15 protein-coding genes, 1 pseudogene and 1 riboswitch are annotated in these 13,696 nt (G+C 61.1%); of the genes and pseudogenes, 8 read left to right on the top strand and 8 right to left on the bottom strand.

Going from position 1 to position 13,696, the window contains the following annotated elements; translation table 11 throughout:
- Positions 1-297 precede the first annotated feature (297 nt).
- The gene (locus QRN36_RS19640) at positions 298-531 is read right to left on the bottom strand and encodes a hypothetical protein (protein ID WP_285425595.1); all 234 of its coding nucleotides are present in this window, start codon (positions 529-531) and stop codon (positions 298-300) included.
- A gap of 205 nt (positions 532-736) precedes the next feature.
- Between QRN36_RS19640 and QRN36_RS19645 the strand changes: the two genes are divergently transcribed.
- A complete protein-coding gene (locus tag QRN36_RS19645; RefSeq protein WP_093462331.1) occupies positions 737-1,318 on the top strand; it encodes a YajG family lipoprotein in 582 nt (193 codons plus the stop codon).
- 87 nt (positions 1,319-1,405) lie between these two features.
- On the opposite strand, the gene QRN36_RS19650 is transcribed toward QRN36_RS19645, so the two are convergent.
- Positions 1,406-1,609 carry a hypothetical protein gene (locus QRN36_RS19650; protein ID WP_093462328.1) on the bottom strand — a complete coding sequence of 68 codons (204 nt, stop codon included), beginning with the start codon at positions 1,607-1,609 and terminating at the stop codon, positions 1,406-1,408.
- Between the two features lie 266 nt (positions 1,610-1,875).
- Between QRN36_RS19650 and QRN36_RS19655 the strand changes: the two genes are divergently transcribed.
- A complete protein-coding gene (locus tag QRN36_RS19655) occupies positions 1,876-2,145 on the top strand; it encodes a hypothetical protein (RefSeq protein ID WP_285425596.1) in 270 nt (89 codons plus the stop codon).
- 107 nt (positions 2,146-2,252) lie between these two features.
- Here QRN36_RS19655 and QRN36_RS19660 read toward each other — a convergent pair whose 3' ends face one another.
- Complete coding sequence (locus QRN36_RS19660) at positions 2,253-3,416, bottom strand: 1-acyl-sn-glycerol-3-phosphate acyltransferase (RefSeq protein WP_285425597.1); 1,164 nt, start codon at positions 3,414-3,416, stop codon at positions 2,253-2,255.
- Positions 3,417-3,546: 130 nt separating this feature from the next.
- Here QRN36_RS19660 and QRN36_RS19665 point away from each other — a divergent pair, with 130 nt between their 5' ends.
- The 3 genes from QRN36_RS19665 to QRN36_RS19675 are packed head-to-tail and all read left to right on the top strand — an operon-like array spanning position 3,547 to position 4,680.
- Positions 3,547-3,738, top strand: a complete 192-nt coding sequence (locus QRN36_RS19665) for a CPXCG motif-containing cysteine-rich protein (protein WP_093462322.1) — start codon at positions 3,547-3,549, stop codon at positions 3,736-3,738.
- Positions 3,738-3,998, top strand: coding sequence for a DUF2007 domain-containing protein (locus tag QRN36_RS19670; RefSeq protein ID WP_285425598.1), 261 nt, complete (start codon positions 3,738-3,740; stop codon positions 3,996-3,998). The genes QRN36_RS19665 and QRN36_RS19670 overlap by 1 nt, the downstream gene beginning before the upstream one ends.
- A gap of 52 nt (positions 3,999-4,050) precedes the next feature.
- Complete coding sequence (locus QRN36_RS19675) at positions 4,051-4,680, top strand: SOS response-associated peptidase (RefSeq protein ID WP_285425599.1); 630 nt, start codon at positions 4,051-4,053, stop codon at positions 4,678-4,680.
- Between the two features lie 67 nt (positions 4,681-4,747).
- Here the strand turns inward: QRN36_RS19675 and QRN36_RS27680 are convergent, their stop codons facing one another.
- Both QRN36_RS27680 and QRN36_RS27685 read right to left on the bottom strand, forming a co-directional pair.
- Positions 4,748-5,590, bottom strand: coding sequence for a methyl-accepting chemotaxis protein (locus QRN36_RS27680; RefSeq protein ID WP_373568774.1), 843 nt, complete (start codon positions 5,588-5,590; stop codon positions 4,748-4,750).
- A 15-nt stretch (positions 5,591-5,605) separates the two neighbouring features.
- Positions 5,606-6,889: pseudogene (locus QRN36_RS27685) on the bottom strand (HAMP domain-containing protein); the annotation flags it as partial.
- A gap of 295 nt (positions 6,890-7,184) precedes the next feature.
- Between QRN36_RS27685 and QRN36_RS19685 the strand changes: the two are divergent.
- The gene (locus QRN36_RS19685; RefSeq protein WP_285425601.1) at positions 7,185-8,003 is read left to right on the top strand and encodes a M48 family metallopeptidase; all 819 of its coding nucleotides are present in this window, start codon (positions 7,185-7,187) and stop codon (positions 8,001-8,003) included.
- A gap of 45 nt (positions 8,004-8,048) precedes the next feature.
- Here QRN36_RS19685 and QRN36_RS19690 read toward each other — a convergent pair whose 3' ends face one another.
- From QRN36_RS19690 to QRN36_RS19700, 3 genes are all read right to left on the bottom strand, one after another.
- Positions 8,049-8,633 carry a TMEM165/GDT1 family protein gene (locus QRN36_RS19690; protein ID WP_285425603.1) on the bottom strand — a complete coding sequence of 195 codons (585 nt, stop codon included), beginning with the start codon at positions 8,631-8,633 and terminating at the stop codon, positions 8,049-8,051.
- Positions 8,634-8,723: 90 nt separating this feature from the next.
- Positions 8,724-8,844, bottom strand: a riboswitch (yybP-ykoY riboswitch).
- Between the two features lie 40 nt (positions 8,845-8,884).
- Positions 8,885-9,883, bottom strand: a complete 999-nt coding sequence (locus QRN36_RS19695) for a class I SAM-dependent methyltransferase (RefSeq protein WP_285425604.1) — start codon at positions 9,881-9,883, stop codon at positions 8,885-8,887.
- Positions 9,884-10,062: 179 nt separating this feature from the next.
- A complete protein-coding gene (locus tag QRN36_RS19700; protein WP_285425605.1) occupies positions 10,063-11,028 on the bottom strand; it encodes a 2-hydroxyacid dehydrogenase in 966 nt (321 codons plus the stop codon).
- Between the two features lie 87 nt (positions 11,029-11,115).
- Here QRN36_RS19700 and QRN36_RS19705 point away from each other — a divergent pair, with 87 nt between their 5' ends.
- Positions 11,116-11,745: a LysE family translocator gene (locus QRN36_RS19705; protein WP_285425606.1), complete on the top strand. Its 630-nt coding sequence runs from the start codon at positions 11,116-11,118 to the stop codon at positions 11,743-11,745.
- 243 nt (positions 11,746-11,988) lie between these two features.
- Positions 11,989-13,665, top strand: coding sequence for a fatty acid--CoA ligase (locus tag QRN36_RS19710; RefSeq protein WP_285425607.1), 1,677 nt, complete (start codon positions 11,989-11,991; stop codon positions 13,663-13,665).
- Positions 13,666-13,696 lie beyond the last annotated feature (31 nt).

Raw genomic sequence — 13,696 nt, forward strand, 5'->3', positions numbered from 1 at the left:
GCGAACCTCAAAAAGGGCTGCGCGATGGCAGCTCTGCAGATCAGGTTCAATCACGATGTGGGGCAAGGGCATGCGCAAAAGGTTCGAAACAATCAATCGATCTGCGCCTGCACAGCGATCACATCGCGCTGCACATGTCTGTGTGGAAGGCTCTCTGTGGGCGATACGGAGGAGTCGGCAATGCTGTCGACGATGCTGCGAGGCCCGATCAGGAGACGTCCTTATAATCGGGGGGAGATTATAGCGATGAAACGCGCAGAATTGATCCAGAAAAAATGACTTTTATTCGCCGTTCGGTCAGATGCTGAGCAATTGTCGGGCGGTAATCGCACGTTCACGTGACGCAACCCGGGCGCTGGCGGGCAGGGGCTGATGCAGCCAGCAGAGTTTGGGTTCGTGAACCTGGACCCAGTCCTGGCCCTGAGGCGGCGTGGCGCAGTGTCTGAAGGCCAGGCAAACGCCGGATTGATCGACTCGAGCGTAATGGCGATACCGGCGACGCAGGGCGAACAAGGACCAAAGAAAATCCATGACAGGACTCCTGGCTGGGAAGTTGTGAAAAGTATGTCGAGGGGCGATGACAGTGCAGTGACGCTGACGTTGCGCAATTGTGTTCGGGAGGGCGAGCGGCGGAACCGGGGCAATGGCACTTTGTCGTATCTTTACGCTAGTGAGCGACCTCGCGAGGTCGTTATACTGCCGCACAATTTGTGCCTTGGCCCATGGAGAGATGAGCATGTTGCGTCGCGTTTTGTTCGGTTTGCTTGCTGTAGGCAGTCTGACGCTGGTGGGCTGTGCTCACAGTCCGCAATCCCTTAACCCGCAACCGAAGTTGAACAGTCAGCTGGCGCCGGTCGGGCATGGTCAGCAAGTGGTTGTCCGGGTCGTCGACGGACGTCCTTCGCAGACGCTCGGCACGCGGGGTGGTCTGTACCCTGAAACCAGTTCGATTTCCGTCAATGGCCAGCAACTGGTGCCGCAATTGCAGGCACAGGCTGAAGCAGCCGTGCGTTTGATGGGTTTCACGCCTGTGCAGGGCGGCAACGGCCCGCAACTGACCGTGACGCTGGCGGACCTCAAATACCAGTCGCCCAAAGAAGGGCTGTATGTGACCGAAGCCAACATCAGCTCCACGTTCCGCGCTGACGTGCAGAACAACGGTCGCAGCTACAGCGGTCGTTATGCAGCCTCCCTGGACCAGCGTTTCGGCATGGCGCCGAACGAGGAAACCAACACCAAACTGATCAGCGACGTACTCAGCGATGCGCTGACCCGCCTGTTCCAGGATCAGACAATCGGTCGTCTGCTCGGCCAATAATCCTGGCGGCATGACGGAAAGCCCCCGGTTTCGCGAGAAACCGGGGGCTTTTGTTTTTCAGGTCGCTTTCGATTGCGGGGTGCTGGTTCAAGCCGCCTGATAGAAATCCAGAAAACTGTACCCCGTCACCAGATCCACCTCCGGCAGGTCGTTGTGGGCATGCCCGCCCAGCGCGCAGTACACCAGCCAGTGCCGGTCTTGAACATTGAACGCCAAGGCATCGATCAACGCTTCCTGCTCGTCGCTCGGCGCGATCAGGTAAAGGCGATCCTGGTTGTGGGCATGCAGCATGACGGGCTCTCTTTTCCGGGTGGGCAATTGAAGGGTGCTACACAGTGACCGGTTCAGGTGACGTTAAGGTGACACTCGTTACCTTTGCATCACCGCATTGCTCAGGTACACCGTGTTTAAACGGTAGGACCGGCTTTAGCCGGGAAGGCGCAAGGCGTCACGCCGCGAGATTGGAGGGTGTTCGTACCGGCCTCTTCCCGGCTGAAGCCGGTCCTACACCGGATTTTCCCGTGCGGCGCCGTCCGACCAGGCGCCATCGAGGCCTCATGTCGCTTATCCAGCATTCCCCTGGCGTGGTCATCAACCTGTTTGCACTGCTGGCGGCGAGTCCCGGCATCTGGTTGCTGCACACCACGCGCAGTCGCGAGCAGCGAGTGAACGCCCGTCTGCACAACCTTGCCGAAAACGCCCCGATTGACGAACCCATGCATTTGATGGATGGGCCAACCGTGCGCATGATCCGGCTGAGCTACCGCATCGGGGCGGCGTGTCTGGTGTTTGCGCTGTTGCTGTCGTGGGTGAGCACGAAACTCTGACCGGCCGCGCACCTTCGGGCCATGCACGCCCATCGGGTGGTGTTTCCGGGGCTGTAGCGTCATGCAAAAAAAACGGCGCCTTGTGAGCGCCGTTTTTGCTGAGTGCCTTAAAGCGGCAACCCGGCCTTGACCCGGTACTGGTTGCGCACCGGCGTGGCGTATTGCAGAACCAGATAAGGACGATGTTCTTCAGGGCAACCGTCGAGGCGGCGCTGCCATTCTTCCTGCGCACGCTCCAGTTCGTCGGCCGCGAACACCTCAGCGGCAGTGGGCACATTCAGGCTCGGGTCGGCATCGGCCCACTGTGCGTACGCCAGGTAATGCACGGGGAACAGGCGATAGCCACCCAGAATCTGCTTGTCCATCTCGATCGCCAGCTGCTTGGTGTCCTCGAACAGCCCGGTGACCGGTGGCGCGAAGTTGACGTGCACACGCCCTTTGTAGCCGGTGATGCCCAGCGCAATGCTGACATCGTCCTCACCCGGCGCCTTGGTGTAGCTGCCGGTCGTGGCGCGAATGTACAGCTCTCGCGCCTTGGCGTGGTCGCACGGATCGTATTCATAGCTGATCGACACGGGCGTCAGGTTCAGCGACTGAATGACCTCGCCGAATGGCTCGTCCTTGCGGCTCATGTGAAACATTTTGAGGATGGCCGACTCGGTGCGATCGTCGCCGTCTTTGGCGCGGCCTTCGGCCTGGGCGATCCAGATCGAGGCGCAGTCGTTGCGGATCGAGTGATTGATGTACGCCGACAGCAGCTGATACGCCGCCATTTTCTCCCGACGCCCGGTGATCGAGCGGTGGACGATGAAGCTCTTGTTCAGGCGCATCAGGTCGCTGACGAAGGGCTTTTGCAGCAGGTTGTCGCCGATGGCGATACGTGGCGTTGGAAGCCCGGCGTGATAGACCGCGTAGTTGACGAACGCCGGGTCCATGACGATATCGCGGTGATTGGCCAGGAACAGATAGGCCACGCCGGACTTGAACTGCTCGACGCCGGTATAGGTCACACCATCGGTGGCACGCTCGATCGTATGATCGACGTAATGCTCGACTTTGTCCTGCAGGGCCGCGACCGAATCGATACCGGCAAACTGACGGCGCAGCTTGCGCGCGATGGCAGGCTGAAGGATCCAGCCCAGCGAGCCGGCCAGACGTGGAAAACGGAAATGCGTGAGGATCGCGAGGAACGCCTTGTCACCGAGCAGCCGGTTGAGTACGGCTTTTACTTCGGAGTCGTCGTAAGGTCGGATGGCATCGAATTCGCCCATCATGCTCTCTTGTTGGAAACGGCTAGGGTAAAGGTAGGTCGAGTCCGGCGTGACGCCCGGATGTCGAGAAATAAAGCTCGACCCGCAAACAAGTCGGCGATTATACGCAAAACTGCTCTCGGAGACTGTGATGCACGAAATACAACCTGCAGCCCCTTATGAGTGCCCTTATTGCGGCGAACCGGGAGAAACCGTCCTGGACCTGTCTGAAGGCGATCACAATTTCATCGAGGATTGCCACGTCTGCTGTCGGCCTATCGAGTTTCATCTCGAAACCGACGGCGAGCAATGGGACCTCGAGGTCCGTGCCGAGAACGATTGATGCGCAAAATCTATGAGCCGGAAAACATGATGGAAGGCGAGTTATTGCAGTCCATGCTCGCCAGTGAGGGCATCGAGGCGCATATCACCGGGCGCCATCTGCTCGGCGGCATCGGTGAGTTGCCGGTGTCCGGCCTGCTGGGGCTTGCGGTCGAGGACCATCAGGCGGAGCGGGCGCGGCAGCTGATCACTGAGTACAATGATGCCTTTCCGCTGTCGGGCGATGAGCCTGACAGTTACCCCGACGTGTTGTTGTGTTGAACGCCGTTCAGCCCCGCCTCATCCGCTTTCCCAGAAGAGTTGCCCCAAGCCCATGTGTGGACGTTATGCGCTGTTTCGTTGGACTCCCGCTTTCGCGGCCCTGCCCGGATTCCCGACCGATCAGCAAGCGCAATGGAACATCTCCCCGGCCGATGCAGTGCTGATGCTGAGGGCGGGGCAGGGCGCGGACGGCGGACGAGAAGTGGCCAGAGCCCGCTGGGGCCTGACGCCGCCCTGGCTGACCGATATGTCACGCACGCCAGCCCATGCACGGGCCGAAACCCTGGCCGAGCAACCGATGTTTCGTCAGGCGTTTCGGGAACGGCGGTGCCTGCTGCCGGCGAACGGGTTTTACGAATGGCGTGGTTCGGTGCGCAAGCGGCCTTTCTGGCTCACGCCCGCTGAAGGGTCGACCCTGTTTTTCGCAGCCATCTGGGAAGCCTATCCGGTGGAAGGCCACACCTACCACAGCGTGGCGGTGGTCACGCAGGCGGCGATGGGGCAGCGCCGGCCGCTGATTCTCGATGAGCAAGGTCAGGCGCAGTGGCTTGACCCGGAAAGCTCGCCGGTCACGCTGCAATCATTGCTGGCCGCGCCGCAGATGCAATTGCGCGAGCGTCCTCTGGCCAACCTGGTCAACGACCCGAAACTCAACGCGCCGGAATGCCTGACGCCGCTCTGATGCTCCGCCTGCGCGCCTACAGGTCGGCAATGAGCGCGCGGCGTGTCAGGCACGTGCGCTCGCCTCTTCAAACCCTGAACTGATTGATCAAGCGGCGCTGTTGTTCCGCCAGCTTGGTCAGTTCGGCACTGGCCTGGCTCGACTCGTCGGCGCCACCTGCCACCTCGTTGGCGACCTGACCGATGTTGATCACGTTGCGGTTGATGTCGTCGGCGACCGCGCTTTGCTCCTCGGCAGCGCTGGCGATCTGGTTGTTCATGTCGTTGATCACCGACACCGCTTTGGTGATGCTTTCCAGTGCCTGCGCTGCCTCGGCGGCATGGCCCACGCTCTCGTCGGTCTTGCTCTGGCTGTCTTCCATCACTTTGACCACCTGACGCGTGCCGTTCTGCAGCTGCTGAATCATGTTCTGAATTTCTTCGGTGGCCTGTTGGGTCTTCTGCGCCAGGTTGCGCACCTCGTCGGCCACCACGGCGAAGCCGCGGCCCTGTTCACCGGCACGCGCCGCTTCGATGGCAGCGTTAAGGGCCAGAAGGTTGGTCTGCTCGGCGATGCCACGAATGGCGGTCAGGATGGCGTTGATGTTTTCGCTGTCCTTGGCCAGGGCTTGCACCACGCCGACGGCGCGGCCGATTTCCACCGCCAGTTCGCTGATCGAGTTGGACGTGTTGTGGACGATGCGCATGCCTTGGCTGGCCGCGTCGTCTGCATGGTTCGCCGCTTGCGCGGCCTGCGTCGCGTTACGGGCGACGTCCTGCGCGGTCGCGGTCATTTCGTGCACGGCGGTGGCGACCAGATCGATTTCGGCCATCTGCTTGTGCACGCCTTTGTTGGTGCGAATGGCAATGTCTGCGGTGTGTTCGGACGAGTCGCTGACCTTCTGCACCGAGGTCACCACTTGGCTGATCATCACCTGCAGCTTGCTCAGGAACGTGTTGAAGCCGCTGGCGATCGCGCCCAGTTCGTCAGCGCGATCGCTGGTGAGGCGGCGCGTGAGATCGCCTTCACCCTTGGCGATGTCGTCGAGCATGGCGACCATTTGCTTGAGCGGGCGGGCGATGCCTCGGCCGACGAACCAGACGATCAACAGCCCCAGCGCGGCGATCAGCAGACCGACCACCATCATGCCGAAGATATCGGTCTCGCGTTGATGCTTGAGGTCTTTCTGCAACTGCTGAAGGTCGGCCATGACCGCGTCGACAGGCATGCGCATCATCAGGGTCCAGCGTGCGTCGGTGTTGCCGATGCCGAAAGGCAGGTACAGCTCGATGTGGCCGTGAGCCTTGTCGATGTCGTAACGCACTTCGCCTTTGGTGATCGTGCTCAGGTTGGCGACTTCGTTGGCATCGAGGATGTCGCTGGCCTTTTCGCCGAGCTTGCTCGTGTCCTTGGTGTAGGCGACCAGGCGGCCATTGGTGGCGATCAGGGCCATATCACCAGCGCCGTCGTACAGCTTTTTGTCAGCGTTCTCGAGCATGTCCTGAATGAAGTTCACCGACAGGTCGGCGCCGACGATCCCCTGAAACTGGCCGTTGAGCATGATGGGCTCGATGAACGAAGACAGCATGACCATCTTGTCGCCGACCTTGTAGGGCGCCGGGTCGATCACACAAGCCTTGCGCGTCTCCCGCGAGCACAAGTAGTACTCGCTGGAGCGGATGCCGGTCGACAGGATTTTCTGATCCTCAAGGCTGGCCAGCTTTTCCAGATTGAACGTGCCGTCCGGCTTGCGATACCACCAGGCCATCATGCGGCCATCTTTCGGATCGACGCCGATCATCGACGAGCCGACGTAGGCCGCGTCGTTACGGTCCAGCGCGTCGTGTTCCCAGCCGATGTAGGAGCCGAGGATCTTCGGGTTACGGACGACGGTTTCGTGCAGCACATTGAGCAGTTGCTCACGGCTGAGGGTCAGCGACGGCTCACCTTTGGCGTCCTTCATGCCCAGCAAGGCGTTGGTCGTGGCCAGCGCGGCGGCGGTCTGCAGCGGCGCTTCGAGTTCGCGCTGGATTTCACTGGCCTGCGTGCGCGCAATGGCGCTCAGGCGCTGCTCGACCGCTTGCTCGAACTGCGACGTCGTGCGCTGCTCAACCATGTCCTGAGTGCGCGCGCCTGAAAACAGGGCAAACAGTACGAGAGCAACCACGACGCTGAGGACGATGGCGCCCGCCAGAGCGGCAACGGAAAACTGGATCGACTTGAACTTCATAGGAACTCCGGACGTGGAATTACGCCTGAAGTGGATATCGCCTCGGGGCCGCGAAGCATGAGATGGATCCGACGAAATGGGCGTTTTTGAACGGGTTTCGTCGTTGCTGGATAAGTCGAGCGCGCGCCCCGGATATAAAGGGCTGCAGCGGTCCTGCGAGGGATCGGAGTTGTGTTTCGAATCTGTTACGAATGTGTGTTTATTTAGTGTTGCGGCACATGGCAAACGGCTGGCATCTGGTGCTCCGGCCACGCAGCCCCTAGGATGAGCGCCATTGTTTCAATGGAGATACGTGATGCGTAGGACTTTTGCCCTTTGTGCCGTCGCAGCAGCCCTGCTGGTTGCAGGATGTCAGGCGGTCAACACCACCAGCGGCGACTCGGTCGGTGTCGAGCGCAAGCAATACATGTTCAGCATGCTGTCGACCGATGAGGTCAACCAGATGTATGCCCAGTCTTACCAACAAACGGTCAGCGAGGCGTCGTCCAAAGGTGTGCTGGATAACAGCAGCGCAGAGGCCAAGCGTGTTCAGGCCGTGGCGAAGCGGTTGATCGCTCAAGCGCCGAAACTGCGGCCTGATGCAGCGCAGTGGCAATGGGACGTGAACCTGATCAAGAGCGATGAGCTCAACGCCAACTGTGGTCCGGGTGGCAAGATCATCGTCTACAGCGGACTGATCGATACGCTCAAGCTGAGCGACGACGAGCTGGCGGCGGTCATGGGGCATGAAATTGCTCACGCTCTGCGCGAGCACGGACGTGAAGCCATGTCCAAGGCGTACGGCATTCAAATGGCCAAACAGGGCGCCGGTACGCTGCTGGGATTGGGCCAGGACAGCCTGGCGCTGGCCGACACGGTCGTCAATTACAGCCTGACCCTGCCGAACAGCCGCGCCAACGAAAACGAAGCCGACCTGCTGGGTCTGGAGCTTTCAGCCCGTGCCGGTTACAACCCCAACGCCGCGATCACCTTGTGGCAGAAGATGCAGTCCCAGGCCGGGGCTTCCCAGCCTGAGTTCATGAGCACGCACCCGGCATCGACCAACCGGATCGCGTCGCTGCAAGCGGCGATCCCCAAGGTGATGCCGCTGTATCAGCAGGCGCCGAAGTCTTGATTCAGCGCTGATCGGGCACACTCTCGCAGGGATGCGGCGTTCGGGTTACACCCAGCCGCTGACCTGCATCGCTTTGTACACCGCCACGATGGCCAGAATGAAGAACGCGCCCGCCGCCAGGCGACGGATCAGGGTCAGCGGCAATTTCTCTGCGGCGAAGTTACCGGCCAGCACCACCGGCACGTTGGCCAGCAGCATGCCCAGCGTGGTGCCCAGAATCACCAGCCACAGATAAGAATATTGCGCCGCCAGCATCACCGTGGCGATCTGCGTCTTGTCACCGATCTCAGCCAGGAAGAACGCGATCAGGGTCGTCATGAACGGGCCGAACTTGCGTGCGGTGTTCGCTTCGTCGTCGTCCATCTTGTCCGGCACCAGCGTCCACAGCGCGGTGGCGGTGAAGCTTGCAGCCAGCACCCAGTGCAGCATCGCGTCCGAAAAGAAGCTGCTGAACCAGGCGCCAACGGCACCTGCGGCAGCATGGTTTGCCAGCGTGGCCGCGACGATACCGCCGATGATGGGCCAGGGCTTGCGAAAGCGTGCAGCGAGAATGAGCGCGAGGAGTTGGGTCTTGTCACCGATTTCGGCCAATGCGACGACGGCGGTGGGGACCAACAGGGATTCCAGCATCAGGGGTTTCCTAAGGGGCGGGTCGACACGGCTATGACACGTACAGCCTCCCCGCCCCGGGTCAGGATGTTCGTGTCATAGGTCTTGTCAAACCACCGATCCGTCTGGGGCGGATCTGGGGTCGCACGCACCATGGTCTGTGGACCAAGTATGTTGATGCGCGCCGGACGAGCATGGCGCTCGCGGGAGACTACTCCCCTAGGACGGTGCGGATTCTGCCTACACGCCTTGCGTTCGGCAAGCGGTAATTTTCACGCACGTTTGGCGCGGTAAATCCGGAAACCCTGACCTTCCGACATGATTGCACACGGTCCGAGATGGGCTTCGATGATCGGCTGATAGCGCAGGAAACTGTTGGCTACCAGACGCAGTTCGCCCCCTTTTTTCAGATGTTCGCGCGCTTTTCGCAACAGGTTTTCGGTTGCCGCGTAGTCGGTGTGAACCCCGGTATGGAAGGGTGGGTTGGTCAGAATTGCATCAAGATGTGCAGGCGCTGCATCAATGCCATCGCCGGTCAGCACCTCGGCTTCTAGGCCATTGGCGGCGAGCGTCAAGCGGCTGCTTGCGGTGGCGAACGCGTCGACGTCGAGCATCGTGACGGTCATGTCCGGATTGTGACGTTTCACCGCAGCCCCCAGTACGCCGGCGCCGCAGCCGAAATCGAGCAAGTGGCCGCTCGGCAGACGGTCGATGTTTTCCAGCAACAGCGCAGAGCCACGGTCCAGTCGCCCATGGCTGAACACGCCGGGCAGGCTGACGACTTTCAGGGGCCCGCCGTCCAGGTCGATGTCGAAGTGCTTCGCCAGGCTGTCGAGCGCAACAGCCTGCGGGGCGTTTTCCACGGTGACCTGCCACAGCTGGCAATGACGAGCGCTGTCGAGCTTGCGCGCCCGTCCGAACGGACTCAATTGCCGGGCCGCCGCTTCGATGCCCGCGCGCTTTTCGCCAACCAGAAACAGCTCTCGACCTTGCAATCTGGACGCCAGTGCGTTGAGCAGATAGTCGGTCAGGTCCTTGGCTTTGGGCAGAAACAGCACAGCGGCTTCGAAAGGTTCGACGGGGGCCTCGGTGCCGAAGTGCGTGCGCCTGGGGAATCGGGTCTCCAGCGCCGCAAAATCTCCGGCATGCCAGCTCCAGCCCCGAGCGTTGGGGAGCCTGCCCGGCAGATCATCGGCGGGCAAGCCGGTCAGCAACAAGGAGCCCTGAAACAAATCGGCCTGACGGAGTAACACTTCACTGCGCGGATCCATCTTCGGCTCCTCGAAAAAAGGGCGAAGTTTATCAGGAGAACGCAGCGAAGACAGTGAGCGCGCAGTGAACGGGCAAGTGCGCGCTGCGCGAGGCTGCACGCTCGCGAAGGTGACGTGCCACGTTCAAACCATCAGCCTCGTCGCGATGAAGCTCGCTGCGGCCTGAACGGTGGTGGTCCTCAGCTGACCACACGCAGAGGCTGTCCGGCATAGAACGCCTGAGCGTTGTCATTCACTTGCCCGACGATCCGCTGCCGCGCTTCCTGGCTCCCCCATGCGCTGTGCGGCGTGATGATCAGCCGTGGAATATCGCCGGACAACAGCGGATTACCATTGACCGGAGGCTCGACGGTCAGCACGTCGGTGGCTGCGCCGCCCAGATGACCGTTGCGCAGGGCGTCGGCCAGCCCCTGCTCGTTGATCAGGCCGCCGCGCGCGGTATTGACGATGAACGCCTTCGGTTTCAGCAGGCTGAGTTCATGGGCGCCAATCATGTCGCGGGTGTGTTCGTTGAGCGGGCAGTGCAGCGTCAGCGCATCCACCTGCGGCAGCAACTCATGCAGCGGCACGCGATCCGGCCGGGCAGGGCGGCCGGGAATCTGTCCCAGGACGACGCGCATGCCGAAGGCTTCCGCCAGTTTCGCCACCGCCCCGCCGAGCTCGCCGTGCCCCAGCAGGCCCAGGGTTTTGCCCTCCAGTTCGACGATCGGGAAATCCAGCAGGCAGAACTGTTTCGATTTCTGCCACTGCCCCTGATGAATCGCTTGCTGGTAATCCGGCAGACGTGTCGCCAGCGCCAGCAGCAACATCAACGTGTGCTGCGCCACCGACGGCGTGCCGTAACCCTGACAATTGCTCACCACGACGCCATGTTCGCGCGCGGCCTGCAGGTCGACATTGTTCACGCCCGTCGCGGTCACCAGCACCAGTTTCAGATCCGGGCACGCGGCAAAGGTCGCGGCGTCGATCATGATCTTGTTGGAAATCGCGACCTGCGCGCCCTGTAACCGCTCGATGACCTGCTCGGGTGTCGTGCTGGCATGCAGTACCAGTTCGCCAAAGGTCTCACGCCAGGGAGTAAGGTCCAGATCGCCCAGATCCAGAGAGGTATGGTCCAGGAAAACTGCTCTACGTTGACTCGACATCAGCTGTACCTTTTTCTGGGTTGACAGGAGGCGTAAGGTAGCGAGCCTACCAGAGCCTGCCGCTCACCAAAACGCCTGGAGCCCTTCATGTACTGGACGGAATTTCTCACCGTTGCGCTGATTCACCTGCTCGCTGTCGCCAGTCCCGGCCCGGATTTCGCCGTGGTGGTGCGCGAAAGCGTGACCCACGGGCGCAAAGCCGGCACCTACACCGCCATGGGCGTAGGCACCGCGATTTTCCTGCACGTGGGGTATTCGTTGCTGGGGATCGGCCTGATCGTTTCGCAGTCCATCGTGCTGTTCAACGCGCTGAAATGGGCAGCTGCGGCATACCTGCTGTATATCGGCTTCAAGGCCCTGCGCGCCAGACCTGCTGGCTCCTCCGACGCGCCTGTCGACATCGCCAAGGGCGAGCGGACGGCGCGCGGAGCCTACACGGCAGGGTTCGTGACCAATGGCCTGAACCCGAAAGCCACGCTGTTCTTCCTGTCTTTGTTCACTGTGGTGATCAATCCGCATACGCCGATGCTGGTTCAGGCCGGGTACGGTGTGTATCTGGCGTTCGCTACAGGCGTCTGGTTCTGTCTGGTGGCGCGTCTGTTCAGCCAGCCTCGCGTGCGCGCCGGGTTTGCCCGTATGGGGCACTGGTTCGACCGCGCCATGGGCGGGGTGCTGGTGGCGCTGGGGGTAAAACTGGCGCTGACCGAGATGCACTGATCGCACAGCGGGAGTGAGTGCGCTCACGCCCGCTGTGCCATTTGCGCCACCTGTGAATTGTCCGCCCTGCTCTTTATGCCGATTCCTGCGGGCCGTTTCACGACCGATTTGCCCTTTCAAATGGCGTTATGCCTGTAGGGTCATTCGTCCACAGAATCATCCCTTTGGCTGATTTGACTGGCGAGCGAAGGCCCTAGAGTGCATATTTTCAGCACCGCCTATGCATCTTGAAAAGGGATTCCTATGCTGCAGACTCGCGTGATTCAGCCCGCCGATGGCGCGTACCAATATCCGCTGTTGATCAAACGTCTGCTGATGTCCGGCGGGCGCTATGAAAAGACACGGGAAATCGTCTACCGGGATCACTCGCGCTATTCGTATCTGACGCTCAACGAGCGGATCTGTCGGCTGGCGAATGTGCTGACCGAGGCGGGGGTGAAAGCGGGCGATACAGTGGCGGTCATGGATTGGGACAGCCATCGGTATCTGGAATGCATGTTCGCGATCCCCATGATCGGCGCGGTGATCCACACCATCAACGTGCGCCTGTCTCCGGATCAGATCCTCTTCACCATGAACCACGCCGAAGACAAGTTCGTGCTGGTCAACAAAGAATTCCTGCCGCTCTATAAGTGCTTCGAGAGCAAGCTGACCACGGTCGAAAAGACCTTGCTCATCACCGACACGCAAGACACGAGCGCCGACTTGCCCAACCTTGTGGGTGAATACGAAACGCTGCTGGCGGCTGCCAGCCCGACGTATCAGTTCGAGGATTTCGACGAGAACTCGGTGGCCACCACCTTCTACACGACCGGCACCACCGGCAACCCGAAGGGCGTGTATTTCACCCATCGTCAGTTGGTCCTGCATACGATGGCGGTGGCGACCATCATGGGCAGCGTCGAGGGCATGCTCGGTGGGGACAAGGTCTACATGCCCATCACGCCGATGTTTCACGTTCATGCCTGGGGCGTGCCGTACGCGGCCACGATGCTCGGCGCCAAGCAGGTTTATCCCGGGCGCTATGATCCCGAATTACTCGTGGAGCTGTGGCGCAAGGAGAAGGTGACGTTCTCGCATTGCGTGCCGACCATCATGCAAATGGTGCTCAACGCCAAAGCGGCCAAGGACGTCGACTTCACCGGTTGGAACATCATCATCGGCGGCAGTTCGCTCAACCGTTCCCTGTATGAAGCCGCCAAGGCGCGTGGCATTCAGCTGACGGCTGCGTACGGAATGTCCGAGACAGGCCCGCTGGTGTCCGTCGCGCACCTGAATGACGAACTGATGGCGGGCAGCGAGGACGAACGCACGACGTATCGCATCAAGGCTGGCGCGCCCGGCGTGCTGGTCGAGGCGGCAATCGTCGATGCCGAGGGCAATTTCCTGCCCTCCGATGGCGAAACCCAGGGCGAACTGGTGCTGCGTGCGCCGTGGCTCACCGAAGGGTATTACCGCGAGCCGGAAAAGGGCGCCGAGCTCTGGGCCGGTGGCTGGCTGCACACTGGCGATGTCGCGACGCTGGACAGCATGGGCGGCATCGACATTCGCGACCGCATCAAAGATGTGATCAAGACCGGGGGCGAGTGGGTGTCGTCGCTGGAGCTGGAAGACCTCTGCAGTCGTCATCCGGGAGTGCGCGAAGTGGCGGTGGTGGGCATCGCCGATCCACAGTGGGGCGAACGGCCTTTCGCGCTACTGGTTGCCCATGAAGGCCACGTCATCGATGCCAAGGCACTGAAAGAACATCTCAAGCCATTCGTGGAGCAGGGCCACATCAACAAATGGGCCATTCCGAGCCAGATCGCCCTTGTTACCGAAATTCCCAAGACCAGCGTCGGCAAGCTCGACAAGAAGCGCATCCGCCTGGACATCGTCGAATGGCAAAGCACCAACAGCGCTTTCCTCTCCACCCTCTGAGCTGATTTTTGCACGGACATTGTCAGGGTTT

Source organism: Pseudomonas sp. efr-133-TYG-103a (genome assembly GCF_030209235.1).
In the GTDB taxonomy this organism is placed as follows: Bacteria; Pseudomonadota; Gammaproteobacteria; order Pseudomonadales; family Pseudomonadaceae; genus Aquipseudomonas.